Raw genomic sequence first — 25,435 nt, 5'->3', positions numbered from 1 at the left:
ACTGGCTGTTTTATTTTTGGGAGGATGTATTCCCGCCCCCAATATTTGGGGGAGTTCGCTCGCGCCTGCGCCTGCCGTAACTTCCATTTACTTTCCAACTGAAACGGCCACTGCCACAACCACCGCATTACCAACTGCTACACTAACGCCAACCAAAACACCTATTCCATCGAAAACGCCGACCGCGATCCCCACCTTTACGCCCACGCCATCCAAAGCGAATATCGAACGCGCACTTGTCATCAGTTTTGATGGATTGCGTCCCGATGCGATTGAAATTGCGCCGATGCCGAATTTGATGGAGCTTGTTAATGGCGGCGCGTATTCATTCACCAGCGCACGCACCATTGACTATCCCGCCACCTCGCCCAGCCACGCTTCGATGCTTTCGGGTTTGTGCATGGAGGATCATGGTGTGATCTATAACAAGTACTTTATGTATATGGGATATTCCAAAGGCGTGGATATCTTTGATCTCGCGCATGAGGCGGGAATGAAAACGGTGATGGTCGTTAGCAAAGACAAATTGCGCCAACTGGCAGAACCTGAAACGACTGACGTGTATGAACTGGCGTATGGAGAACCTGCCATTGTGCGCGCAGTGCTGCCGCAAATAGAGGCTGGCTTTGATCTCATGTTCATCCACTTTGCAGGTGGAGATAATCGCGGGCATAAATATGGTTGGATGTCTGGTGAGTATATGAAAGTCTTGCAGGAAGGTGATGCAGCATTGGGCGAGATCATCGCAGCCCTCAAAGAGAATGATCTTTTCGATACAACCTTTTTCCTGATCACTGCCGATCATGGCGGCCACGACACGAATCATATCGGCCTGGTCATCGAAGATTATCGTATCCCGTGGATCGCCTATGGGCCAGGCGTGATTCAAAAAGAACTCACCCTGCCGATCTACACAATGGACACAGCCGCAACCGTTGCCTATGCCCTGAACCTGCCCTTGCAGGAAGATTGGGACGGCATCCCTGTATACGAAGCCTTCGGCGAAACCCAAACCGAAACGCACGAAAAATATCCCTGTAAATATTGATTTATATGTGTCATTCGTGATTCCCTGAGCGGTAGTGAAGGGTCTCTGAGATAATCATCGAGACGCTCTCTGCACTCAACATGACACTGACTAAGATGAATTAATAATAATAGAATCCCAACATGACTAAACCCCTCTTCTGGATTTTTACTCTCTTTGCATTTCTCTTGCAAAGCTGTGGATCGTTCGCTTCTGTTCCTCCGCCGGTAATTGTTCCTCCCATCACAGCGACTCTCACTCCGAGCAGTACCCCGGCTCCTCCCACCGAGACGCTGACTCCGACGATCACACCTACGCCATTCCCTTCTATTGAGCGTGTATTGATCGTCAGCTTTGACGGCCTGCGCCCCGATGCAATTGCCGAGGCAAATATGGAAAACGTCCTGGCATTGATGCAAAGCGGTTCCTACACCTTGAGCGCACAGACCATTACACCCAGCCTCACATTACCTGCACATGCTTCGATGCTGGTAGGCACGTGCCCTGCAAAGCATATTGTCCGCTGGAATGAATACGTGCCACAAAACGGATACGCGCTTGGGGTCGATATTTTTGACCTCGCGCAAGCGGCTGGTATGCGGACTGTATTTGTGACTGGCAAGGAAAAACTGCGCCAGGTCACCGAGCCAGGTAGCACGGATTTTTTTGAATTCGTCGATAAGACGGATAAGATAAAAGACTCATCCACTGTACTCAGGCTTGCCTTGAACCAGATCGATGAAGGCTTCGACCTGATGTTCGTGCATTTTGCTGAAGGCGACCTTGAAGGACACGAGAACGGGTGGATGTCCCGCGCCCAGCTTGGAGTTTATGAGCGTGAAGACAAAGGGTTCGGCTTGATGCTGCAAGCCTTGAAGGATAATGGCATGTATGAAGGCACCATGATCATCGTCACCTCCGACCATGGTGGGCACGATACAACACATGGCACAGACCTGCCCGAAGATATGACCATTCCATGGGTCATCAGCGGCCCCGGCATTGTCCCAGGTGAATTAACCTCTCAGGTTTACATCATGGATACCGCCGCCACCGCTGCCTTTGCGCTCGGCCTGCCCCTTCCGCCTGAATGGGATGGTGTGCCAGTCTTTGAAGTATTTGGTATGCCAGTAGATAAGTTTAGACAGGGCGGATGCTGATTTTAGTGAAATAAGAATCAGCAGTGTAGTTTGGCAAATTTATGTGAATGGAAAAGACCACTCTGGAGTATCTCTTTCCCCCAAGTTTTTCGTGGTAAAAAACCATCTGTTAGTATTACATTGGTGTTAAAAACATAAAAACTTGGAGAGAGAATGAACGATCAACAACGTCGGATTTATGGTTTTTTTCTTGGCATTGCATTTGGCCTGCCCCTTTCACTGATTTCACAATTTATCAATGTATGGACGCTGCCCGGCATCCCTCTATATGACCTGCCTATCGGGCGGGTTGCATCTGTGATCCTTACAACACTCGTCATGGGGATCACAGGCTTGCTCGTGGCCTGGGATGAAGAATCTTTCTGGGGATTATTGGGCAGTTCCCTGCTTTTAGTGTTTACGAGTTCCTTGCAGGCATACATCAATGGAGGTTCATCCCAGGCGGTAACTTCCTTTTTCCTTTTTCTGTTTACCTTTTTACCTCGCGTGATCATCTATCTTCCCCTTGCTTTTATCTTCCGCTGGATGTTGGGGGTTTTAGAGGGAAACGCGCAGGGTAGTGAATTGGTGCAGCTCTTGAAAGTGGCCGTGGTGATCCTTGTGCTTGCAGTCGGCGGCGGATGGTTTTCACGCCTGGCCCCTGAAGCACAGACAGCTTTGCAGGACATGAATGCGCTGGTGTTGGAAGGCATGACCGCGGTTGAAAACCAGGATGAATTGCCAGCCCCGCTCATTCCTGTGGATGGCTTTTTGACTTATGCAAAAGGCGCATATACCCTCGAATGGAGCAGTGACGTGGACAGTTTGCCCGTCACAAGGCCAGTTGCAGGATATGGCATTACCGAGTCACTCATCATCGTCCGCTTTGAAAATGATTACCAGTTTGGCTGTGCCTTTACGCCTCCCAGCCATGTGCCAAAATGCATTAATATCACCCGTGTCAGATAGACGAGGCATAGTACTTTTGTATATTGAATATCCTGTATCTTTTCGATAAGATCGGGGTAATACTATCAAATACAACCTGCTCTTCTGAGCAGTTGTAGATTTACAGGTAACTTTATCGGTAGGAGAGAGTTGGGCGGGTTCTGCGTGAAAACGCGGGACCCGCTCAAGGATTTTAAGCTACAGAAATTTTCTTACACTCTTCTAATGTCATTCCCCTTGACCAAAACTAAATTCACGCATAAAGTTAAGCACGCTTAACTAAAAAGCAGGCTTAACTATGACCAAACCCTCTCAATTTTCCCAAACCCTACGCAGTTGGATGGATGTATTCATGCACCGATCCATGCGCGGCTGGGGTCACTTTGCCAAAAGCACGGGGTTATCCATGCCTCAGTTCAGCATCCTGATGCAGTTGCACCACAAAGGGACATGTGGCATCTCAGACATCAGTGAAAGGTTTGACGTTTCCAACGCAGCCGCCAGCCAGCTTGTAGAGAAACTCGTGCAGGCGCATTACATCGAACGGGCTGAAGATCCCAGCGACCGCCGCGCCAAGATGTTGACCATAAGCACAAAAGGCGAGGAGCTTATCAAACAGGGAACTGAAGAACGTCATCGCTGGATGGACGAGCTCACCGCCAAAATAAGCGCAGAGGAACGAGACAAGGTGACTGAAGCCTTGCAGATTTTGATCCGCGCCGCACAACAGTTGGAAGAGAAAAGATGATCTCCACAAGATCTCTCCCCCTTCAACATAATTCCTCCACAATCACATGATATTTTCAAACTAATGTTTTTCGCTCTTTCGGGGGCTTCGCGGAGCACCCTTTAGGGCAGCCCCCGAAAAGCCTTTGCAATATATTCAGATTGATTTTATAAAGGAGTATTCCCTTGCAAGCAACTCTAACCCAACCTAAAGCACGCGCCCACCGCGAAAGGACATCCTTTAAAGGTATCGGCCGCGCAATCAAATACCTGACCAATTATGGTCGTCAGGCAGTCCTACCGTATATCTTCCTGATCATCGCTACACTTTCGCAACTGGCAGTTCCACATATGATCCGCAATGTGATTGATGCCGTCACCAGCGGATTTCTCGCGGATCAGGTTTTGCAGGCTCTCGAAAATATTCCCGCACAATTTGTCAGCGCGGCGTTGCCGAAGATTCTCGAAGCCTTAAACTACGACTCTGCTTTAACGCTGGACCAGCTCACAGCGTCGCTGGAAGCGGATTTGAATAACGCACCCCGCGCCCTGATAACTGCTCTTGTCGCGATAGTCGTTTTCGCCATCCTGCGCGGACTGTTCTCCTTCTTGCAAGCATTTTGGGCGGAGAAGAATTCACAATCGGTTGCTTATGATCTGCGCAATGATCTGTATGCCAAGATCCAGCAGTTATCTTTTTCGTATCACGATAAAAATCAAACGGGTCAGTTGATGATCCGCGCGACGGACGATGTGGAAAAAGTGCGCTTGTTTATTGGGCAGGGATTGTTGCAACTTGTGGGTGCGGTGATTTTGTTATCGGGCACGGTCATCATCCTGTTTTGGTCGAATGCTTCGCTTGCGTGGACGGCCATGCCGATCCTGCCGATTGCGATGGTGTTGTTCGCTGTGTTTGCAACTGTCAGCCAGCCGTTGTTCACGAAAGTGCAGCAAAAACTTTCAACATTGAATACAGTCTTACAGGAAAATCTCGCGGGCGTCAAAGTCATCAAAGCGTTTACACGCGAGAAGGAACAACAGAAAAAGTTTCGCACCGCTGCAGATGACACGATGAATCAGTCCATCGCGGTTTCACGTTTGTTCACGTTTTTGTTTCCGCTGGTGTTCCTGATCGCCAACCTCGGACAAGCCGCGATCCTTTATGTTGGTGGCAAACAAATTATCGTGGGCACGTTGACCATTGGCGCATGGCAGGAGTTCTCGTTGTACCTGATGTATCTGTTCTTCCCAATCATGATGTTCGGTATGATCGTCACGCAAATGGGACAAGCCTCCGCATCCGCTGACCGCATCTTCGAAATTCTGGATGCCAAGAGCGACATCGTGGATAAGCCCAACGCATCGAAACTCCCCGCTGTGAAAGGCGATGTGAAATTCGAGAACGTCACCTTCCGTTATGTGGGTGGCGGCGAGCCAGTGTTAAAAAATGTTTCATTTGAAGCAAAATCAGGTGAAACGATTGCATTGCTTGGAGCAACGGGTTCAGGCAAGACCAGCATCATCAACTTGTTGCCACGCTTTTACGATCCCAGCGAAGGCAGCATCACCATTGACGGCCACGACCTGCGCGATGTAACCCTTGATTCGCTTCGTTCGCAAATTGGCATTGTGCTTCAGGAAACAACTTTGTTCAGTGGAACGATCCGCGAGAACATTGCCTTCGGTAAACCCGAGGCCACACTTGAAGAAATTAAATCTGCGGCGAAGTCTGCTGTCGCGCATGATTTCATCATGTCCTTCCCTGATGGTTATGACACTCACGTTGGCGAACGCGGCACAACGCTCAGCGGCGGACAAAAGCAACGCGCGGCCATTGCGCGCGCGCTACTGCTCAATCCCCGCATTTTGATCCTCGATGACTCGACCTCCAGTGTGGATGTTACAACCGAGTCGCACATTCAAGCCGCGCTTGAAACTCTTATGAAGGGCCGCACATCCTTTGTCATTGCACAACGCATCAGCACAGTCATGAACGCCGACAAGATCCTGGTGCTTGAAAAAGGTGAAGTTGTGGCGCAAGGCAAACATGCTCAATTAATGGAAGAAGAACCGATCTATGCTGAAATTTATAACTCACAAATTCTTGCCCATCAGACTTCCGAAGTCTCCGAGACTTCGGAAGTCTCAACCAGGGAGGTGGCACTATGATGCACGGCCGCGCTGGCGCTTTTCTTAATCAAGAAACCATCAAGCCTCGTAATCTGAACGAAACACTTGGCCGCCTCGGCACTTACTTTGGCCGCTTCTGGTACATGATCGTTCTCGCCGTTTTCTTCGTCGTTGTCTCCACCTGGACTCAAGTGACCTCCCCAGAATTAATGGGGCAAGCCACAGATTGTTTCCTCGTCCCTGCTGGAAGTAGTGCCTTCGCTCAACTCGCCCCGCCAACTGATTCTGCCCAACAAACAGTTTCCTCCTGCTGGCTTGGGAGGACTGAAAACCCATCCACATTATCCTATTCTCGCCAGATCATCTACAAAGCCTATCACCTTGGTGGATACACAACGCCCGATCTTGCAACCGCTACAAATGACGAACGCATCAATGGCATGTTCCGCTTGATCTTGATCGTCATCGCGTTGTATGTCATCGGTGCGATTCTGACTGGCACAACCTTCTTCGCCATGGCATGGACAGGTCAGCACGTGCTGCGTTCCCTGCGCGTGGAAGTGTTCGAGAAATTGCATTCACTATCACTGAGTTACTACGCTGAACACGAAGCAGGCGACCTGATGAGTCGCATCACCAACGACACATCTGCCATTGAACAGGCATTTTCGTTCGCGCTCGTCAACGTATTCAGCGGAGTCCTTCTGCTGGTATGGGTGGCATACAACATGCTGACCTTAAGCCTGCCCTTCGCTTTGCTTTCCCTAGCTGTCTCACCGTTGATGTTCATCGCCACCGTCTGGTTCTCAGGGCAGGCTCGCAAAGCCTTTCGCAAGAGTCGCGAAGAGATCGGCAATGTCAACGCGGAATTACAGGAAACCATTTCATCAGTCCGCGAAGTGCAAGCCTTCAATCGCGCAGATGAAAATATTGAGCAGTTCAAGAATGTCAACGCCGCGAATCGCGACGCCAATGTGCGCGCCGTGGCCTACACATCCGCGCTTGCTCCAACACTGGAAGCCTTCTCGTATCTTGGCCTTGCCATTGTCACAGGTGTCGGTGGCTGGTACTTGCTGACAGGTGACACGCTCTTCGGTGCAGCCGTCACATTGGGTTTGGTGATTACCTTCCTCGCGTATGTCCAACGCTTCAATCAGCCGATCCAACAGATCGCCGTCTTGTGGACAAATATCCAAAATGCCATCGCAGGCGCTGAACGTATCTTTACTATTCTCGATGAAAAGCCTGCTGTAGTTAACAAACCCGAAGCCAAAGTGATGACTGAGATCAAGGGCAGGGTTGAGTTCCACGAAGTCAGCCATGAATATGAAGAAGGCGTACCTGTCTTGAACAAGGTTTCCTTCACCGCAGAACCCGGGCAGACCATTGCCATTGTCGGTCCGACAGGTGCAGGGAAGACAACGATTATCAACTTATTGCCGCGCTTCTACGATGTGACTCATGGCTGGGTCAAAATTGACGGCGTGGATGTACGCGATGTCACCGCTGAATCACTCCGCAAGCAGATCGGCATCGTGCTACAGGATACCTTCCTGTTCAGCGCCTCCGTCATGGATAACATCCGCTTTGGCCGCCCCGACGCAACCGATGAACAGGTCTACGCCGCCGCGAAACTTGCCAACGCTGATTCATTCATCGAACGGTTGCCAGAGAAATACAATACTGTTTTAGGTGAACGTGGTTCGGGTCTTTCTCAGGGACAGCGGCAACTGCTTTCGATTGCACGCGCCGCGCTGGCAGATCCACGCGTGCTCATTTTGGATGAAGCAACTTCCAGCGTGGACACAAGAACCGAGCGTCTCATTCAAAAAGCATTCGATGATCTACTCGAAGGCCGCACATCCTTTGTCATCGCGCATCGTTTATCCACCATCCGTAATGCAGATCAAATCCTAGTGCTGAAAGATGGTCAGATCATCGAACGTGGAGTACACGATGAACTGCTTGCAAATGAAGGTGTCTATTACGACCTGTATATGAGCCAATTCAAAAAGCAGGAAGAACTGGAACAAGTAGCAGCATAGTTACAAACATAGCCCCGAATTTAATAATATTTGCAGGCGGAGAGCTTGTATGCTAGGTGCATCATTCGATGGATTGATGTCTATCTACAAGCGCCTACTGAACCACCAGATGTATCATCATCCGTATCTCACCGCTTCACATCGTTCACACTCGGGTCTTCCACAAAGCAAGGCATAGGGATTGGTGTGGATCTTTTCCACCACAGCTTTAAGTAAACTCTTCAAATGAATTGCCTGCACCAACGCGCCGTTGATCTCTACACGGCGCGTGTATTTTTCCACATCGGGAGCAATAACATTAAATCCCTCGGAATCTCCGGGGAAGCCAGGGCATTCTACTACTCGGTCTTTCGTCAATGCCCAGCGGATAAATTGCATCCGCCCCGCAAGTTTTTCGCCGTAATGAATGCTGGTATTCACGCGATGATCCACGCCCAGCAATAAGACCCAGCCATCCTGCTCGGCTAGCGCAGCAATGGGCGCAAACGGTTCGTAAATGGTTTGTGTATTAATGATCGCGTCCACGCCAATGCCTGCAAAAGATTGAATGGGATGCAGGGAACGTTTTGCTTTGGGATGTTTTCGCAGCACCTCAGGCAATACACCCATGGTGGAGTCTGCGGGCATATCGGGGTGAAAGGCTTCCGCCATTTTGTTGAGGTCGGTTTCGCTTCCGTATGTCATGCCGTTGCGCGGCGGACCCGCTTCGGGATTCAGCATCGTTTTATAGGTGAAGGTCGGCATGATGATGCCGCGCGTGGAGTCAAGCAATGCTGTCAGCATTGTCTCTGCCTTCACAGAACCGAATGCATGCAGGGAGGCATGCGCGATAACAGGGTTTTTGGTCAGGCTTAATTTTGAAAAAGAAGTTTTGAGATCAGATAAAGAGGCGGGCATATTGGTCAGTTCAATCAATGCTCATTCGGGGGCTTAGCCCCCGAATGAGCATCATAGATATTACATCCCTTTCCAATTCGGCTTTCTCTTTTCAATGAAGGCTTGCATGCCTTCCTTTTGGTCTTCTGTTGCAAAGAGCGGATAGAAATTGCGTTTCTCGGTTTTGAGTCCTTCCGTGAGGGTCGTTTCAAACGCGGCGTTGAGAGCATCCTTGGCCATGCGGACAGCGAGCGGCGCGCGCGAAGCGATCTCTTCGGCGAAGGCAACCGCGGCATCGACATAGCCTTCCACGGGAACGATGCGATTGACCAACCCGAATTGGAGCGCTTCGGCGGCAGTGAGGGTGCGGTTGTTGATGACCATTTCCATGGCGAGTTGTTTGCCAAGCAGACGCGCCAGCCGTTGTGTGCCGCCCGCGCCGGGGATAACGCCAATGGTGATCTCAGGCTGACCAAACTTCGCGGATTCAGAGGCAATGACCATGTCACAGGAAAGCACGAATTCGCACCCGCCGCCCAATGCCCAACCTGATACGGCCGCGATGATAGGTTTCTTGATCCCGCGGATGCGATCCCATATCTCCACGCGCTCCTCCACTACCATTTGAACATAGGATGCTTCCGCCATCTCTTTTATGTCCGCGCCTGCGGCAAAGGCTTTTTCATTGCCTGTGACGATGATCGCGCCGATGGCTTCATCTTTATCAAATGCTTCGAGCGCATCGAAGAGTTCAGTAAGCATGGCGATATTGAATGCATTCATCGCCTGCGGACGATTCAATTGCACGATGCCCACCCTCCCGCGAATTTCTGTCAAGACCGTTGTGTAAGCCATTTTGCCTCCAAATATTTTGGGCCTTAAGCACCCACAGTAGGAAGTAGCTAACCAATGGGCTAAAAATCTCCACCACCGAGAACACGGAGTCCACAGAGATTTTTAAGAGGTTTTCTCCGTGATCTCTGTGCGCTCTGTGGTTCAATCTTTTGGCAAGCTCACAAGATCATCCACTTCTATGCAGCGCAGATTATAAAGGATGATAAGCATTACTGTATAATTTATCAAAGATGGGTATTTTCTTGATTATTCCCAGATAGCAACAGGGAATCTCACCTCATTCATATTACGGATCAAGATCGGAGATAAACATGTACACCCTGCTTCCCATTCACTCCTTTATCCGCTGGCTGGTCGTGATCGTTGCCGTGGTTGCCGCGATCAAGTTTGCAATTGGCTGGCTGCGGGGCGGCGAATTCAAAGCCATGGATCGCGGTCTCGCCGCAGGCTTTAGCGGTTTATTGGACCTGCAAGCCCTGCTTGGCATCATCATGCTGGTCGGGTTTGGGGTATCGGGTGAGGGATTTCCGGTGATCCGCATTGAACATGCCGTTACCATGTTCTTTGTCCTGGTGCTGGCACACCTGCCCGTGCGCTGGAGGAAAGCGGAAGGTAGTGTTCGCTTTCGTAATACTTTATTTTGCGTACTCGGCGCGCTCTTGCTGATCTATTTTGGAGTGAGTATCCTGCCGGTTGGGTGGGGCGGCCACAGTTAAGAATGAAGCGGGCAGTTTTTCCCATCCATTTTTATCTCTCAGAAAATATTAATCCATGATAAACTTTGGCAACGTTCAGGCTGGAACGTCGATACCTTGGAGAAGAGATGGAAAACAAGTTATATGTAGGTAACCTGCCCTACGCCGCTACTGAAGAAGACCTTCAAGAACACTTCAGCAAGGCTGGAACCGTCACCTCAGTTGCCTTGATCAAAGACCGCGCAACGGGGCGCGCCAAAGGCTTTGGTTTTGTCGAAATGGCAACCAATGATGAGGCACAAAAAGCCATCAGTATGTTTAATGGTCAGGACTTCATGGGACGCGCAATTACAGTTAACGTTGCCAAGCCTCGTGAAGAACGTCCGCAGCGGAATTTCGGAGATCGAAATCGCGGCGGCGGCGGACGGAATCGTTACTAGAAAAATCTCCAGCCCTGAACACTGAATGAAATCGACAGCCTCGCAATTGCGGGGCTGTTAGTCCTTAACGGACTGATATTATTGAGGCATGAAACGAATCATCTTATTTGGGCCCATCCTTTTTGCAAGCGTCGTGATAACGCTCACGTTCATCAAATATGATTTTTTGATCAGCCTCGGCTGGCATCCCATCAACGACCCCACATTTGACTGGCCCAGTGGACTCGCGCTTGGCGAATATGGATTCATCATGACCGCGACATTTATCATCAGCGGATTTCTCTTGATGTTGCTTGCCCTGCGCCTCTTCTTTGACCTCAAGCCTGCTCCTACATCTCAAGCGGGGTCAACTCTGCTGGCTTTATCTGGCCTGGCCCTCGCTGCCCTGGCATTCGCCACCGACCCAACCATCCGTGATACCCCCGCCACCTGGCATGGACAGTTGCACGATCTGTCATTTGTATTACTGGGTCTCACGCTTTTTCCCGCCATTATCGTGCTGGGCTTTGCATTCCAGAACGATGGAAGATCGCGCAATCTTTCGCTTTACACGTGGCTGACGCTTGGGTTCGCTATCCCTGCTTTTGTGTTAAAAGGCGCGGCATTCTATGTCTTCCTGTTTGCCATTTTGTTATGGAATGAGGTCGTGGCCTGGAAGTTGAGGGAATGATATACTCGGGTTGAATCATAAATCGAAAGTAGCAAGGGAATGATATGCGTATCGCAAAGAACCTCCGTCCCGACCAGGAAAATATCAGCCGTTTCATTGCCGTGCTAGGCAGCGGCTCAGTTATTTTGAGCACCAACAAAAACGCACGCCCCAGCTTTTTCATCTCGGCGCATGGCTTCATTCGAGATTATATTGAGAATGGTTTTTTCAAAAAAGAAGAATTGCTGATCAAGACATTGGCAGACGGTGGTTTCTCAACTGAAGAAGGGGCGATCAGCGCGATGTACGCCGACCAAAAGAAAAGCCGTGAAGCCGCCGATGTAATCCTCAAGGCCGCAAAACAGTGGCAGGCCGCCGGGGACGAGGAAGCACGCTCCGATGTGGGCTGGGCTACCAGCGAGTACACAACGACCATTCGCCAGCACCTTGAGCGGCTTAAAAAGTTGATATTGCCTTTGCTTGAACAAACCATCTCGATTGACGATGAACATAAATTATCCGAAGAGATCGGCAAGATTGTCTTCGAAGGCGGCTTAAAAGATGGCCCTGAAAAATACGTCAAGCTGATCGAAGCGCTTGAAGAAGAACTAAGCGACTGGCGATAAGACCACACAGGAACACACGAAGGGGCGGACAGTGCTGTCCGCCCCTTTTTGCTTTTAGATTTCAGAAAAACACAGGTAAAATTATATATAATTTTTATTTGTCGTAGGGGCACAGCGGAACTAATGTGCGACGTTGTCCTCGACCGTTCCGCTGTGCCCCTACATAATTTGGAGGACTCCCATGCAAGCCTTTGAACTGACACAACTCATTTCACAAAGAGCAGAAAGCCAAAAGCTCTACCTTGAATTCCTCAAAGTCCCCGACCTCAGCATGGGGCTATACATCCTCCCCGTAGACGGAGTTGATCCACAACAACCGCACACGGAGGATGAGGTCTATTACGTGGTGAGTGGCAGGGCACATATCAAGGTTGCGGATGAAGACCACGCCGTGCAGGCTGGCTCAGTGGTGTATGTTGCAAAGAATGTGGAGCACAGATTCCACGCGATTGAGCAAGAGTTGACGGTACTTGTGTTCTTCGCACCTGCGGAGTATTCGAATAAGTAAGGCGGTGATTCTATGAATAAAATTATTAATTTTTTTAGACGAAATATAGAAAACATTGCTTCAAACTTAATTTCCAATTTGGCGTGGATAATTCTCGCATCGGCATTTGCGATAATTTTTGGATTTTTCAAGAACGATCCTCTCAGATTGCTAGAAAGGGCTGGAAATATCATTGGATTTTTCTTCTATTTCTTAATGGCATTGGGATTACTATTTTTAATAAAAGGGATTTGGAACTTGAGAATCCTGTTTTCCAAGAAACCTAAGAGTAATGTAAGTCAAAATACCGAAACTATAAATCTTTCTATATTTCCTCGCATGGAACACCCTGGGTTGTGGGAAGACTATTATGCTTGGCTTGAAATTGTTGGGGGTGGTGCTGATATAAGCGATTGCTTTGCTGTGTTACGAAAATTAGAGTTTGAAAAAGATGGAATGAAAACTAATTGTCTGGAAAAAGTTGCAAATTCCAAAGCTCCTAAAATGAAATTATCAAATTCAACAATTGGAAAGGGAACGAGTGAAAGGCTAGATTTTGTAAGAACAGACGGAATCACAAATCTAATACTCATTTTAGCTGGGGATATCAACAAGCCTTTACCTGTATCAAACCAATATCACAATCAATTTTATTTTGAAGTTGTTCTGAACGGAACAAGAGAAAGAAAGAACGATGTGGAAATTGTACTTAAGGGATATATCATGCATAACGCATTCGCATCCCCTGATAGCGACGTTTTATACATTGAACTAAGTTCATCTTAAATTCTAGCTAAGGAATAACATGCTCCAACTCAAAACCACCCCATTTCACGAACGAACCTCAAAACTCTGTCAGCCGCAGAATTGGCGCAAGTGGGCGGGATATTTCGCCGCAGGCTCGTATGAGCATACACTGGACCGCGAGTATTGGGCGATCCGCAATTCAGCGGCGTTGATCGATGTCTCGCCGTTGATCAAGTATGTCATCACTGGCAAGGATGCGGCGGCGTTGCTGCACCGTGTCACCACCCGCGACATCCACAAGATGAAAGTCGGTCAGGTCGCATACACAGGCTGGTGCGACGAGGAAGGCAAGATGATCGATGACGGCACGGTCACACGCCTCGAAGAATCGACTTTCCGCCTGACTGCCGCGGAACCGAATCTGCGCTGGCTGACAATGAACGCAGTTGGTATGGAAGTGGAGATCGCCGAAGTCACCGATGATGTGGCGGCGCTCAGTTTTCAGGGACCCAACACACGAAAGGTTTTGAATAAAGTTGTTGAGAAACTCGTGGATGAGTTGAAGTATTTCCGCATGATGAAAAATAAGATCAACGGGATCGATGTCACCATCTCACGCACAGGCTACACAGGTGACCTCGGTTTCGAAATCTGGATGGACGCGAAAGACGCACTCAAGATTTGGGATACGTTGATGGAAGGAGGCGCAGACTACGGCATTACACCCGTCGGCATCCTTGCAATGGACATGGCACGCGTGGAAGCAGGTCTCTTCATGCTCGATGTGGATTACACCTCTACGACTCACGCGTGGATCGAGCCGCAAAAATCATCTCCCTTTGAGTTGGGTCTCGATTGGACGGTAGCGCTCGACAAGCCCGGTTACTTCGTGGGTCGCCGTGCGCTGGAACGTGAAAAGCGCGAGGGTTCCGTATGGAAGTTGATGGGACTCGAAGTGGAATGGGAAGGGATGGAGCGAATATTTAAAGATGTTGGCTTGCCGCCGCAAATCCCTGGCATGGCAGTACGCGGCAGCCTGCCGATCTTTGTTGGCAGTGTGCAGGTTGGATATGCGTCCACTTCAACGTGGTCACCGGTGTTGAAAAAATATATCGCGCTCGCGCATTTGCAAAAGCCATATTTTGAAGTTGACACCGACGTAAGAATGGAAATCACGGTCGAACATCACCGTCAACACGCGCCTGCGAAGGTGGTTAAGTTGCCGTTTTATGAGCCTGAGTGGAAGAAGAAGTGAGAGAAAGAGCAGAGATTAGAGGATTAGAGATTGGTTGTTAGTAAAAGGAAGTATAAAAGATAATTATGTGGCATAAAGTCAAAGGCTGTTTTTCGTTCCTTCTATTAATTGCTTTCTTTTTTGCCTTGGGAATTATTCCGGGAGTTAAGGTCGCCAACATTTGGTTTCCCTTGGATCCCGAACCATATTGGAGGTTACTTGAAAGTTCTCTCAGGTTTGAACACATAGTTTATGCAAATTCTCGGGCGGTTTGGGCGCAAACTGAGGATGGCAAAATTTACTACAGGGAAGTTTTCTGTGACGCTCAACCAAACTGTGATCAATGGAGCGAAGGCAAAACCATACCCATTGAAGTAGATAGTGGCGGTGCTGGTGAAATACCAATGAAAGAGGGAAGTTCCTGTCAGTTCGAAAATCGAAAACCTCCTAAAGCGTCACCAGAAAATATTGTCGAATGTGCGCGTGGAGCGTTTGCTGGACCTGAATATGGAATTGTCGTTTATTACTCTCTCATAGACGACGGCTCAATATGGGTGTGGGTAGAAACTGATTCAATGATTGAGACTATCTACAGTGGCTTATATTATTTATGCGTTATATCAATCTCTTCTCTATTTTGCATAGTAGCATTGGTAATTTTTGTGATCCTCAGAAGAATAAGAAATCTATCTTTGCAACAGTGCAATGGTCAAATAATAATTCAAAAATGATGCAATGGATATAATGCATGGTCAACTTGAATCACGCCGCGTCACGGTCAGACTCCGCCCGAACCTGCCCGCTGTTTATGGAGATCGTCCACGCCTGATGGAAATTCTACAAAACCTGATCGACAACGCTACCAAATTCATGGACACCCAGCCCAACCCACAGATTGAGATCGGGTGTGATGGCGAGGAAAACGGTTCACCGATTTTCTTTGTGCGCGATAATGGCCGCGGCATTCCAAAGGAATTACAGCATCGTATTTTTGGCCTTTTCGATAAGCTGGATCCCAAAAGTGAGGGCTCGGGGGTCGGACTTGCCATCGTTAAGAGAATCGTCGAAGTACACGGAGGCAGGATCTGGGTCCAGAGCAAAGCGGGAAAGGGATCCACTTTTTATTTCACATTGGCAAAAGAGACCAATGATTTAGATTAAGGAGAGTATCATGAAAAAAATCCTGTTTCTGCTGATCGTTTCCGCATTTGTTCTTGCGGCTTGCAAGAGCAAATCAGATCAGCCCGCCGAATTGCAGATCTCAGATGCCGCCAAACAACTTGAAGCCGCAGTTGGAAATGAATTCAAGATCGTCATCGATGCCAACCCATCTACAGGCTATCACTGGGAACTGGCAAACGAATTGGATGAAACTATCGTGAAATTCGTTTCGAAAGAATATCGAAGCAAGCAAGATGCGATACCCGGCAGCGGCGGCGTGGAGGTTTGGATATTTGAAGCTGTAGCAGCAGGGGAGGCCCATATCACTCTTGGGTACTATCCGCCTTCAAATGACCCTGTGGAACCGCAACAAACAGTTACTTTTACTGTTACAGTAAAGTAGATGCATAAAGGCGATCCATCTGGGTCGCCTTTTCTCTCCAACGCCGATGGAGAGTTGATACCTACAAACAAAAGGAGGAAAATATGAATCGCCTTGTCCTGCTTGCAGGACTCATTTCCGTTTCTCTGTTGGGGTGTAACATTTCAACAACTGTGCCTGAGACTATCCCTGCCTCTTCGCCGACCATCTTGCCAAGTGCCACATCTGAGCCAACCATCACTCCTACACCCACACCTGCGCGGGTTACTCTGCTCATAAAAAATGAATTGATTAACTGCCGCTTTGGGCCGGGTACTGTATATCAACTGGTCAATGAATTGCGCGAGGGACAGTCTTTGCGGGCAGTGGGGCGCAACGAAGCATTCACCTGGTGGTATGTTCAAGATCCCGGCAACCCAGGCGGTTTTTGCTGGGTCTCCGCTGATGTGACTGAACCACAAAGTGACACCGAGCCATTAACGGTCATACCGCCGCCTTTTGTCACTGTTACCGATGTCAATTTGCGTGTGGAACCCAATCGCATTGTGGTAGCTTGCGATCAATTTCCGCAGACAGTTTTTTTTGAGGCAGAGATCACAGCCAACGGCCCAACCTTGTTCACATGGAGATGGGAAGCCAGCACCGGCGTTTCATCTGGCGACGGCACACTCGTTTTTGAAGAAGCTGGCACGCAGGTCATTAATGAGTATTATCAAATTAACGCGCCGAATGATTATTGGATCAAACTGCATGTACTTACGCCAAATGAAAGTTTTGAGCAGGTAAATTTCCCCGTAACCTGCACACCATAGTTTTTTAGTAGAAATTTCTCTACCCTACAAATGTCATTGCGAGGAGGGTTTTTGTTCTTCCCGACGAAGCAATCCCTGTTTTAAGGGATACTTCAGTTCAAAAGGAGATTGCTTCGCCGCCAAAGTACAAGAGCGGCAGCTCGCAACGACATGAATTCATAGAATGTACGGTAGCAAAGTAGAAATAAAAAAACAAGGGCAGCTTTTGAAGGCTGCCCTTGTTTACGTAATATTTATTGATTAATCCCCAAGCCCGACATCCGGGAGCTGTGACCACTGCGTGGCATTGTTGGTAGCTTCTTCATCTGTAAAGCGGCCATGAATGAAACCGGTGCCCGCCGGGATGAGTTTGCCGATGATCACGTTTTCCTTTAAGCCGAAGAGCGGGTCGGTTGTGGAACCAATGGCTGCGCTCGCCAAAACCTTAATGGTGTGTTGGAACGAGGAAGCCGAGAGGAAGGAGTCAGTGCTGAGAGAGGCCTTCGTAACACCGAGCAGGACTTCCTGGAAGCGAGCCGCTTGCTTTGCATCCGCCAGTAATTGTTCGTTGATTCTGCGTATCTCAAGACGGTCCACTGCATCGCCGGGCAGGTACTTGGTATCGCCGGGGCGTGTGACCTGCACCTTGCTCAACATCTTGCGGATGATGACCTCGAAGTGCTTGTCATGGATATTCTGACCCTGTGAACGATACACCTTCTGCACCTCGGTCATGAGATACATCTGGCAGGCATCGCGTCCCTGGATCTTGAGGATGCGATGCGGGTTCAGCGAACCTTCCGTCAGTGGCTGCCCGGCTTCCACATGTGCACCGTCTTTCACGAGCAGGCGTGCGGTGTTGGGGATATCCTCGATCACCTCTTCACGCTGTTCATAGGAAACGATGACCTTGCGTTCTTTCTTCTCTACGGCAACACGTCCACTATGTTGGGCTGTGATCGTGGCCTTTTCTTTTGTAGCAAGGATGTCACCAGCCTGAATTTCGGATTCGTCTTTTGCGATGAATTTCCAATCTTCAGGAATGGCATATTCATCGTGGACCATCTCAGCATGTTCGATGCGGATCTCACGCATGTCTGCATATTTTTCTGATTGATGGATGCGGATCACGCCTCCGATCTCGGCGACAATTGCTTCACCCTTCGGCTGTTTACGCGCCTCGAACAGTTCCTCCACGCGCGGCAGACCTGTAGTGATATCTGCACTGCTGGCGGCTACACCACCCGTGTGGAAGGTGCGGAGCGTCAACTGCGTACCAGGCTCGCCAATCGATTGGGCCGCAACGATACCAACGGCAGAACCAAGCTCCACCATTTCACCGCGGGCGAGGTCAATGCCGTAACACTTTGAGCAGATGCCATGATTAAGCTGACAAGTCATCGGCGAGCGGAGTTTCAACTCAGCCACATTCGCGTTGGCGATCTTGCGTGCCAAGTCGTGAGTGATGACGTCATTGTATTCCGCCAGCACTTCGCCGGTCTTCGGGTCGAGCACACGTTCGGCAACGAGGCGGCTATACATACGGCTCATCATAGACTGGCCCGCGACATCGTCAGTAGTGCGGATCCACACACCTTCGTGCGTGCCGCAATCGTGTTCGTTGATGATGATATCTTGTGCAATATCCACGAGGCGTCGGGTTAGGTAACCTGCATCTGCGGTACGGAGAGCTGTATCTGCGAGACCTTTACGTGCACCATGTGTAGAGATGAAATATTCCTGTGCGGTGAGTCCCTCACGGAAGTTGGAACGGATCGGCATGGGGATGATGCGTCCAGAAGGATCTGCCATCAAACCACGCATACCAGCCAACTGCGAAATCGTGGAGAAACCGCCTTTGGTTGCGCCAGAGGTGGCCATGGTCGAAAGGTTGCCATCGGGATCCATGTGCTTCTTTACGGCGATACCCACTTTCTCGGTGGTATCCTGCCAGATTTGAATCTCGCGTTCATTCTTTTCCTGCTCGGTCAGCAGGCCGCGGCGGAAGTCGCGCAGTACCACTTCGACTGCTTTGAGGGCTTCATCAATAATACCCTTGCGCTCCGGCGGGATGGAAATATCAGCCACTGCAAGGGTGGTACCTGATTTTGTTGCGTATTCAAAGCCAATGCTCTTGATTGCATCAGCCACATCAGTTGTAACTTCCTGTCCGCACAGTTCATATACTTCTGCGATCAGGTCTTTCACGCCGCCTTTATCAAGCTTTTGATTGACGAATTGCACTTGTTCAGGCAAAACGCGATTGAATAAGACGCGGCCTACAGTTGTATCGATGACACGATACTCAGCTTGGGGCAGACGATCACCCTTATCGTCGTACCAGGTCTTCGCGCGGAATTTGATCTCGGTATGCACATCCACTTGATTGAGAGCATATACGAGTTCCACTTCATCAATATCTGCAAAGGCGCGGCCATCCCCACGATGAACGGCCTTCTTTTCCATGGTCAGGTAGTACACACCCAATACCATGTCTTTGGACGGGGAAATGATGGGCTCACCATCGGCAGGCTTGAGCAGGTTCTTTGAAGCGAGCATTAATTCGCGTGCTTCGGTTACAGCCTTTTGTGAAAGCGGAACGTGGACAGCCATTTGATCGCCGTCAAAGTCCGCGTTGAAAGCAGTGGTTACAAGTGGATGCAATTGAATAGCAGAGCCTTCGATCAGGATCGGTTCAAAGGCTTGAATACCCAAACGGTGCAATGTAGGTGCACGGTTGAGCAGAACAGGGCGGTCGCCAATCACGCCTTCGAGCGCTTCCCAAACTTCGGGACGGTTGCGTTCGATGAGACGGCGCGCACCTTTAACATTCGCCGCATAATTGTTCTGCACAAGGCGGGCAATCACGAACGGACGATATAACTCAAGCGCCATGCTCTTGGGCAGACCGCATTGATTCAATTTCAACTGCGGGCCTACCACGATCACGGAACGACCAGAGTAGTCTACACGCTTGCCAAGTAGGTTACGGCGGAAACGACCTTTCTTGCCTTTGAGCATGTCGCTCAAAGATTTCAGTTCGCGGCGTCCGCGGCGCGAGAGTGCTTTGCCGCGCTGTGAGTTATCGATCAGGCTGTCAACAGCCTCCTGCAACATACGCTTCTCATTGCGGATGATGACATCCGGTGCGCCAAGTTCGAGCAATCTCTTTAAGCGGTTGTTACGATTGATCACGCGGCGATAAAGATCGTTGAGATCAGAGGTCGCAAAGCGGCCACCATCTAATTGCACCATTGGGCGCAGATCGGGAGGGATGACGGGCAGAACGGTCAGGATCATCCACGCGGGGCTGTTGCCAGAGCGACGGAAAGCTTCCACTACCTTCAAACGGGTTGTGGATTTCTTGCGCTTCTGCTTGCTCTTGGTAGTGCGAACTTCATGCCATAATTCTTCAGAGAGTTTATCAAGGTCAAGGCGTTCGAGAATGTCAAAGAAGGCCTCAGCGCCCATGTCTGCGCGGAAGACCTGCCCCCAACGTTGTTTGAGTTCGCGGTAACGGATTTCGCTCAGGAATGTAAAGGGACGAAGCTCCAACAATTCATCACGCAGGCGCGAGGATTGATTCGATGAAACGGAGGTCTGCGTCTCCAACTCACTGCGCAGCGCTTCCATCTCTTGATCTGCCTGTGCTTTGATCGTGGCAGTTTGAGTCTTCAGTTCTTCCAACTCACGCTGCTTCTTATCCTTCAACTCATTTTCAAGAGTTTCCAATTTCTTTTGGACGGTCTTTTGAATGAGTGTAATATGCTTGTTTGCAACCTTATCGCCGGCATCGATGATCTTCTCGCCAGTCGATTCGAAAACAATGGTCTTCTTGGCAGGTTCGCCCATCTGGTCTTGAAGTTGTTTTTCGAACTTCTGACCTTCCTTGATGATGGGGTCCATCTGCTCGGCAATGCCTTCGTCATAGCCCTGTTCGAGCAAAGCTTGTTTTTGTTTTAGTTCAGTTGTCTTTTGATCGCGTTTGGTTTTGATCTCGGCAATGCGGGCATTGACACCGGCAGCTTGTTCGCGCTCAGAAACAGAGATTTCATCTTCCAAGCGCTGCAGGGCTTTCTTGCGCGCTTCCTCATCCACATAGGTAACAATATACTGCGCGAAATACAACACACGGTCCAGGTTGCGGCGTGAGACATCAAGCAACATGCCCATTTGTGATGGGATGCGGCGGGTATACCAAATGTGTGCAACGGGGGTGGCAAGCGCAATGTGGCCCATGCGCTCACGGCGGACGGCAGAGCGGGTTACTTCAACACCGCATTTATCGCAGGTGATGCCCTTATAACGGGGGTTCTTGTATTTTCCGCAATAACACTGCCAATCGCGAGTGGGGCCAAAGATGGCTTCACAAAACAACCCATCCTTCTCAGGGCGTAAACGGCGATAGTTAATCGTTTCGGGTTTAAGCACCTCGCCATATGACCACGACAAAATTGTTTGAGGAGATGCAAGGCTGATACGTAATGCGGTTAATCCCTTAGTTTCCACTGGATATTCTCCTAGATAAGAATACGGTTAGAGTTTCTCTTATAGCGTGTAGTCGCTTAATATCAGAGACAAACAAAGGCAAGCGCTTTGAGAGTATTTTCTCAAGCGCTTGCTGTTTTTAGCTCGTTTTTTTTACATCCAACAAAGGCTATTATATGCACACAGGGGATGCTCGTCAAGGGTGTTAATCAGTGAAGAGATGTGGATTCCAAAGCCACACCGCCTCTTTGTGGACCTTTAGCCTGCCTCACCCACCCAGGCACCCAGGCATTTCCCTTCACTGATAGTTGATTCTATGGCGTTGGAATAGGAGTCTCTGTTTCTGTAGGTACAGGTGTATCTGTTGGGACAATGAATGCTGTGGGAGTCTCCGTGGGAGGGATGGGAGCAGGAGTATCTGTCGGCGGAGGAGGCGGTGAGGTGGGAGTGGGCAGGTTGAGGTTAAGTCGGATGCGTTTGTCCACTTCTGCTTTATCGCCGATTAAAGTCAGGCGCAGAGTGATGATCCCATTTGGCAAGCCGCTTAAATTCCATGAATACAGTGTTCCATCTTTCACTGGATTGTTGCCTTCGCTCAAAACAGACCACGAATCCGGGTTTTCACCCAAACCATAATCCAGTACCCATTTTTTAAACCCTCCATCGGCATCAGCGGTACCCTTGATTTCCAATATTGGAGAGGAGACAACCTCGCCATCATTTAAGTTGATCTCAACAAATGGTTGAGGGTCACCCTCTTTACATTCACGTTCAGGCGCAAAGTAAGGGTCTTCAGGGAGTCCTTTATCATCCAGCCAGTTTTTCCCATCGCGGGTTTCAAACCATTCACGCGCCCATTTATCCGTAACGTTCATAACGAATTCTTCTTCACTCGGCCCCTGGCAAGCATCGGATGCTTGTAGCCCTGTCCACAGGTCAATATTGAGACGGCGTGCAAGGTCCTGGCTCGGAGGCAGGGGAAGTTGATCGTAGGCAAAGACCTCGGTGTATTCTGATTTACAGAAGTTGGATGGTTCCGTTCCTGACAAACGACAAACTAATTTATCCACAATTCCATCCGGGCGAGTGAATGCAGTAGGCGCGCCGTTGGTGACATAAGGCACAGCAAATTCCATGAATTGCGACCAGATGGGAGCGGCGCCGCTTAACCCTGAAGTACTGAACATAGGTGTGTAATCTGCATTGCCGATCCAAACTCCGGTAACGAGGTCGGGGGTATAACCCAGGGTCCAGTTATCGCGGATGTCATTGGTGGTACCTGTCTTTGCCGCAACAGGGAAGGACAAATTCAGAGGTGAGTTGTGGCCGAACATCCACGAGCGGGCTTCATTGTCTGAAAGAATGGATGAGATCAAATAGGCATGTTCTGCACGGATGACTTGCTCACCTTCTTGTGGTTTATATTCGTAGATCACATCACCAGCAAAGTTGGTGATCTTGAGAATGGCAATAGGCGGCATACGTTCTCCGCCATTTGCAAAAACGGAATAGGCGGAAGTCATATCGATCAGGCTGACATCGCCGCCTCCGAGTGTGAGGGAGTATCCGTAGTCATTGCGGGTAAACGAGGTAATGCCAAGCCGTTCCGCCATACCGATCATGCCTTCTTTTTCAGGCGTGTTCGGGTCATCATAAATACCTACAAATTCGAGAGTCTTAACGGCAGGGACGTTGAAGGAGTTGGAAAGCGCCACGCGGACTGTTACGCCGCCATGAAATTTGCCATCATAGTTTCTGGGTTCGTAAGGGGGATTTGCGCCATCAGGGAATTGACTAGGAACATCCCAAATAAGGGTGGAGGGAGTCCATCCTTTTTCAAATGCGGCGACATAATTGATCGGCTTGATCGAGGAGCCAGGCTGACGGGTGGGACTGACAGCCATATTGATCTGCCCTGAAATTTCCACGTTATTGAAATCTGGAGAGCCGACCATTGCGAGGATTTCGCCCGTGGATGGGCGAATGGCAACCAATGCGCCGTTTCGCGCGTTGTTATTCACCATCGCAGCAACCTGCTCTGTGACGAGTTGTTGTGCGCGGTCCTGCATGATAGGGTCAAGCGTAGTGTAGACTACGAAACCTGAACGGTAAATGGTCTGAGCATCATATAACTCTTCAAGCTGCGCGCGGACGTAGTTAACCCAATGCGGATATTTCGCATCAAATGAAGGCGGACGATATGCATATGTCTTCATTTCATTAGCAGCCTGGGTTGCGGTGACGGGATCCACGCAAACAGGTTCAGGGCTGTTGCTTACTTCAATGCACCCTTCCGCTGTGCTTAATTCATACATGAGTACCAATACCTGCTGTTGACGGATCATGGTGACATCGGGATTCGTGTAAATGTCATACACGGCAGGAGACTGTGGCAGCCCCGCTAGGAATGAAGCTTCGCCTAATGTCAGGTCTTTGGCTGATTTTCCGAAATAGGTTTCAGCGGCGGCTTCAATGCCGTAAGCAAGATTGCCGTAATAGATTTCATTCAAATAGAGTTCAAGGATCTCATCCTTGGAGTAGCGGCGCGTAATTTCTGCGGCGAGGATGATCTCACGCGATTTGCGCGTGTATGTTTGTTCAGCACGCTCTTCGGGCGAGAGAAGCAATGCGCGCGCCAGTTGTTGGGTGATAGTGGATGCGCCAGAAACCGTCCCTCCACTGCGATAGTTCTGCCACAAGGCGCGGGTCATGGCGATGGGGTCAAAGCCCGGGTGATTATAAAAATCCTTATCTTCTGTTGCGATGGTGGCCGCGATCAAATTTGGGGAGACATTTGCAAGGGGAACGTAGGTGCGGCGACCGGCAGTGGGATCAAGAATCTCATAGAGCGGCTGACCATTTCGGTCAAGGATGCGAGTGGTTTCAAATTGCGAGGCTCGATCACGCAGGTCACCCACTTCGGGGAGTGTGCTGGCAATTAAGTAATATCGATAAACAAAGTATGACCCGACGCATAAGCCGAGCACCACCATTGCAAATACTGAGACGATCAATCCACGCAGAAGGCATCCTTTATTGCCGCGTATGATGGATTGAAATTTATCCCAATAGGATGGTTGAGATGGAGGCGTAGGTGGAACATACGCGGGATGTTGATGGTTTACAGGTGTTTGATATATAGGGTGCTGTACCTGATTATGTTGATTTGATGTCTGCCTATACGCGGCATTTGTGACACTCGTACCTTCCACGTCAACCTCATCCACGCGGTGTGGCAGGGGCATGTTGTCTTTGTCGAGAGCGGGGCGGGTGAATCGGGGTGTGGTGTTGCCCGTATTTGCAGAATCAGGTTTCGGCGGAGTCTGAGGCGTGGGCTTTACGTCGCCACGAGTCTCTTCTTCTGATTTTAAAAGTCGGCGTAATCTATCGTTATCTTCATTACTCATTTCTATAACCTATCAATGGTGTAGGGGCGCAGCGGCGCAGCGCCCCTACCGTAATTATTTCGGCTTGCTCAATACCAGTAAATTCAACGTGCCACGCTGGCAGGCTTCATCATTTTGATTGAACACTTCAACAGTTGCGATCAACGCACCTGCGCCAATCCGCGGCAATGCCTTGGTTTCAGAGATGGATAATACAGCATGGACTGTATCGCCAATGAAAAACGGCTTCACGAATTTCCATTCGGTGATCTCGCGGAAGGCCAGCACAGTGCCTTCGAGCAGACCAGTCCGCATGATCAGCCCCACAGCAACAGACATGCCCAATAGCCCATGTGCAATACGCTGGCCGAACTGAGTCTGGCTTGCAAAAGCCGCATCGGTGTGGATCTGGTTGTAATCACCAGTGAGACCTGCAAATGAAAAGATTGCATCCTCACTGATGGTGCGGCCTAAGGTTTTCACAGTTTGCCCCACAGAAAATTCTTCGAAGTAAAGTCCGGCCATGTAAGTCTCCTCTTGTCTCTGATCTCTTCATTACAACTACCAAATTATCAAAACCATCGAACTACCAAACTAAATTAT

The 25,435-nt window shown here is 49.6% G+C and carries 22 protein-coding genes; 17 read left to right on the top strand and 5 right to left on the bottom strand.

Annotated elements, in window-relative coordinates; all coding sequences use genetic code 11:
- Positions 1–16 precede the first annotated feature (16 nt).
- From AC14M5_RS12600 to AC14M5_RS12575, 6 genes are all read left to right on the top strand, one after another.
- Positions 17–1,048: an alkaline phosphatase family protein gene (locus tag AC14M5_RS12600; RefSeq protein WP_484030021.1), complete on the top strand. Its 1,032-nt coding sequence runs from the start codon at positions 17–19 to the stop codon at positions 1,046–1,048.
- Between the two features lie 122 nt (positions 1,049–1,170).
- Positions 1,171–2,187 (top strand): alkaline phosphatase family protein, encoded by a 1,017-nt coding sequence (locus AC14M5_RS12595; RefSeq protein WP_484030020.1) that lies wholly within the window; start codon positions 1,171–1,173, stop codon positions 2,185–2,187.
- Positions 2,188–2,340: 153 nt separating this feature from the next.
- Positions 2,341–3,135: a hypothetical protein gene (locus AC14M5_RS12590; protein ID WP_484030019.1), complete on the top strand. Its 795-nt coding sequence runs from the start codon at positions 2,341–2,343 to the stop codon at positions 3,133–3,135.
- Between the two features lie 277 nt (positions 3,136–3,412).
- Positions 3,413–3,862, top strand: a complete 450-nt coding sequence (locus AC14M5_RS12585) for a MarR family winged helix-turn-helix transcriptional regulator (RefSeq protein WP_484030018.1) — start codon at positions 3,413–3,415, stop codon at positions 3,860–3,862.
- Between the two features lie 164 nt (positions 3,863–4,026).
- Entirely contained in the window at positions 4,027–6,009 is a 1,983-nt protein-coding gene (locus tag AC14M5_RS12580; RefSeq protein WP_484030017.1) for an ABC transporter ATP-binding protein, read from the top strand.
- Entirely contained in the window at positions 6,006–8,015 is a 2,010-nt protein-coding gene (locus tag AC14M5_RS12575; RefSeq protein ID WP_484030016.1) for an ABC transporter ATP-binding protein, read from the top strand. The genes AC14M5_RS12580 and AC14M5_RS12575 overlap by 4 nt, the downstream gene beginning before the upstream one ends.
- 117 nt (positions 8,016–8,132) lie before the next feature.
- On the opposite strand, the gene AC14M5_RS12570 is transcribed toward AC14M5_RS12575, so the two are convergent.
- Positions 8,133–8,912: an AAC(3) family N-acetyltransferase gene (locus AC14M5_RS12570; RefSeq protein WP_484030015.1), complete on the bottom strand. Its 780-nt coding sequence runs from the start codon at positions 8,910–8,912 to the stop codon at positions 8,133–8,135.
- A 60-nt stretch (positions 8,913–8,972) separates the two neighbouring features.
- Positions 8,973–9,746 carry an enoyl-CoA hydratase-related protein gene (locus AC14M5_RS12565; protein ID WP_484030014.1) on the bottom strand — a complete coding sequence of 258 codons (774 nt, stop codon included), beginning with the start codon at positions 9,744–9,746 and terminating at the stop codon, positions 8,973–8,975.
- A 311-nt stretch (positions 9,747–10,057) separates the two neighbouring features.
- On the opposite strand from AC14M5_RS12565, the gene AC14M5_RS12560 reads away from it, so the two are divergent.
- The 11 genes from AC14M5_RS12560 to AC14M5_RS12510 all read left to right on the top strand — a co-directional run bounded on the left by AC14M5_RS12560 (position 10,058) and on the right by AC14M5_RS12510 (position 16,979).
- Complete coding sequence (locus tag AC14M5_RS12560) at positions 10,058–10,462, top strand: hypothetical protein (RefSeq protein ID WP_484030013.1); 405 nt, start codon at positions 10,058–10,060, stop codon at positions 10,460–10,462.
- Positions 10,463–10,569: 107 nt separating this feature from the next.
- Entirely contained in the window at positions 10,570–10,881 is a 312-nt protein-coding gene (locus tag AC14M5_RS12555) for an RNA recognition motif domain-containing protein (protein ID WP_484030012.1), read from the top strand.
- An 88-nt stretch (positions 10,882–10,969) separates the two neighbouring features.
- Positions 10,970–11,551: a DUF998 domain-containing protein gene (locus tag AC14M5_RS12550; protein ID WP_484030011.1), complete on the top strand. Its 582-nt coding sequence runs from the start codon at positions 10,970–10,972 to the stop codon at positions 11,549–11,551.
- Between the two features lie 44 nt (positions 11,552–11,595).
- Positions 11,596–12,156, top strand: coding sequence for a hemerythrin domain-containing protein (locus AC14M5_RS12545; protein WP_484030010.1), 561 nt, complete (start codon positions 11,596–11,598; stop codon positions 12,154–12,156).
- Positions 12,157–12,337: 181 nt separating this feature from the next.
- Positions 12,338–12,664: a cupin domain-containing protein gene (locus AC14M5_RS12540; RefSeq protein ID WP_484030009.1), complete on the top strand. Its 327-nt coding sequence runs from the start codon at positions 12,338–12,340 to the stop codon at positions 12,662–12,664.
- Between the two features lie 12 nt (positions 12,665–12,676).
- Complete coding sequence (locus tag AC14M5_RS12535; protein WP_484030008.1) at positions 12,677–13,429, top strand: hypothetical protein; 753 nt, start codon at positions 12,677–12,679, stop codon at positions 13,427–13,429.
- A gap of 19 nt (positions 13,430–13,448) precedes the next feature.
- Positions 13,449–14,645 carry an aminomethyl transferase family protein gene (locus tag AC14M5_RS12530; RefSeq protein ID WP_484030007.1) on the top strand — a complete coding sequence of 399 codons (1,197 nt, stop codon included), beginning with the start codon at positions 13,449–13,451 and terminating at the stop codon, positions 14,643–14,645.
- 65 nt (positions 14,646–14,710) lie between these two features.
- A complete protein-coding gene (locus AC14M5_RS12525; protein ID WP_484030006.1) occupies positions 14,711–15,355 on the top strand; it encodes a hypothetical protein in 645 nt (214 codons plus the stop codon).
- 13 nt (positions 15,356–15,368) lie between these two features.
- Positions 15,369–15,785 carry a sensor histidine kinase gene (locus tag AC14M5_RS12520; protein ID WP_484030005.1) on the top strand — a complete coding sequence of 139 codons (417 nt, stop codon included), beginning with the start codon at positions 15,369–15,371 and terminating at the stop codon, positions 15,783–15,785.
- Positions 15,786–15,795: 10 nt separating this feature from the next.
- Entirely contained in the window at positions 15,796–16,188 is a 393-nt protein-coding gene (locus AC14M5_RS12515; protein WP_484030004.1) for a protease inhibitor I42 family protein, read from the top strand.
- A gap of 83 nt (positions 16,189–16,271) precedes the next feature.
- Positions 16,272–16,979 carry an SH3 domain-containing protein gene (locus tag AC14M5_RS12510; RefSeq protein ID WP_484030003.1) on the top strand — a complete coding sequence of 236 codons (708 nt, stop codon included), beginning with the start codon at positions 16,272–16,274 and terminating at the stop codon, positions 16,977–16,979.
- A gap of 240 nt (positions 16,980–17,219) precedes the next feature.
- Here the strand turns inward: AC14M5_RS12510 and rpoC are convergent, their stop codons facing one another.
- The 3 genes from rpoC to AC14M5_RS12495 all read right to left on the bottom strand — a co-directional run bounded on the left by rpoC (position 17,220) and on the right by AC14M5_RS12495 (position 25,357).
- Positions 17,220–21,467: a DNA-directed RNA polymerase subunit beta' gene (rpoC, locus tag AC14M5_RS12505; protein WP_484030002.1), complete on the bottom strand. Its 4,248-nt coding sequence runs from the start codon at positions 21,465–21,467 to the stop codon at positions 17,220–17,222.
- A 293-nt stretch (positions 21,468–21,760) separates the two neighbouring features.
- Complete coding sequence (locus AC14M5_RS12500) at positions 21,761–24,853, bottom strand: transglycosylase domain-containing protein (RefSeq protein ID WP_484030001.1); 3,093 nt, start codon at positions 24,851–24,853, stop codon at positions 21,761–21,763.
- A gap of 54 nt (positions 24,854–24,907) precedes the next feature.
- Positions 24,908–25,357 carry a MaoC/PaaZ C-terminal domain-containing protein gene (locus AC14M5_RS12495; RefSeq protein WP_484030000.1) on the bottom strand — a complete coding sequence of 150 codons (450 nt, stop codon included), beginning with the start codon at positions 25,355–25,357 and terminating at the stop codon, positions 24,908–24,910.
- Positions 25,358–25,435 lie beyond the last annotated feature (78 nt).

It is taken from the genome of Candidatus Villigracilis sp. (assembly GCF_057083605.1).
This window is presented reverse-complemented; position numbering and strand designations above follow the sequence as displayed.

Coding starts and splice junctions, on each gene's coding strand:
- AC14M5_RS12530 (WP_484030007.1), top strand. CDS start 13,449: ATGCTCCAACTCAAAACCACCCCATTTCACGAACGAACCTCAAAACTC.
- AC14M5_RS12545 (WP_484030010.1), top strand. CDS start 11,596: ATGCGTATCGCAAAGAACCTCCGTCCCGACCAGGAAAATATCAGCCGT.
- AC14M5_RS12595 (WP_484030020.1), top strand. CDS start 1,171: ATGACTAAACCCCTCTTCTGGATTTTTACTCTCTTTGCATTTCTCTTG.
- AC14M5_RS12575 (WP_484030016.1), top strand. CDS start 6,006: ATGATGCACGGCCGCGCTGGCGCTTTTCTTAATCAAGAAACCATCAAG.
- AC14M5_RS12540 (WP_484030009.1), top strand. CDS start 12,338: ATGCAAGCCTTTGAACTGACACAACTCATTTCACAAAGAGCAGAAAGC.
- AC14M5_RS12570 (WP_484030015.1), bottom strand. CDS start 8,912: ATGCCCGCCTCTTTATCTGATCTCAAAACTTCTTTTTCAAAATTAAGC.
- AC14M5_RS12495 (WP_484030000.1), bottom strand. CDS start 25,357: ATGGCCGGACTTTACTTCGAAGAATTTTCTGTGGGGCAAACTGTGAAA.
- AC14M5_RS12525 (WP_484030006.1), top strand. CDS start 14,711: ATGTGGCATAAAGTCAAAGGCTGTTTTTCGTTCCTTCTATTAATTGCT.
- AC14M5_RS12565 (WP_484030014.1), bottom strand. CDS start 9,746: ATGGCTTACACAACGGTCTTGACAGAAATTCGCGGGAGGGTGGGCATC.
- AC14M5_RS12590 (WP_484030019.1), top strand. CDS start 2,341: ATGAACGATCAACAACGTCGGATTTATGGTTTTTTTCTTGGCATTGCA.
- AC14M5_RS12560 (WP_484030013.1), top strand. CDS start 10,058: ATGTACACCCTGCTTCCCATTCACTCCTTTATCCGCTGGCTGGTCGTG.
- AC14M5_RS12550 (WP_484030011.1), top strand. CDS start 10,970: ATGAAACGAATCATCTTATTTGGGCCCATCCTTTTTGCAAGCGTCGTG.
- AC14M5_RS12585 (WP_484030018.1), top strand. CDS start 3,413: ATGACCAAACCCTCTCAATTTTCCCAAACCCTACGCAGTTGGATGGAT.
- AC14M5_RS12510 (WP_484030003.1), top strand. CDS start 16,272: ATGAATCGCCTTGTCCTGCTTGCAGGACTCATTTCCGTTTCTCTGTTG.
- AC14M5_RS12500 (WP_484030001.1), bottom strand. CDS start 24,853: ATGAGTAATGAAGATAACGATAGATTACGCCGACTTTTAAAATCAGAA.
- AC14M5_RS12535 (WP_484030008.1), top strand. CDS start 12,677: ATGAATAAAATTATTAATTTTTTTAGACGAAATATAGAAAACATTGCT.
- AC14M5_RS12520 (WP_484030005.1), top strand. CDS start 15,369: ATGCATGGTCAACTTGAATCACGCCGCGTCACGGTCAGACTCCGCCCG.
- AC14M5_RS12555 (WP_484030012.1), top strand. CDS start 10,570: ATGGAAAACAAGTTATATGTAGGTAACCTGCCCTACGCCGCTACTGAA.
- AC14M5_RS12515 (WP_484030004.1), top strand. CDS start 15,796: ATGAAAAAAATCCTGTTTCTGCTGATCGTTTCCGCATTTGTTCTTGCG.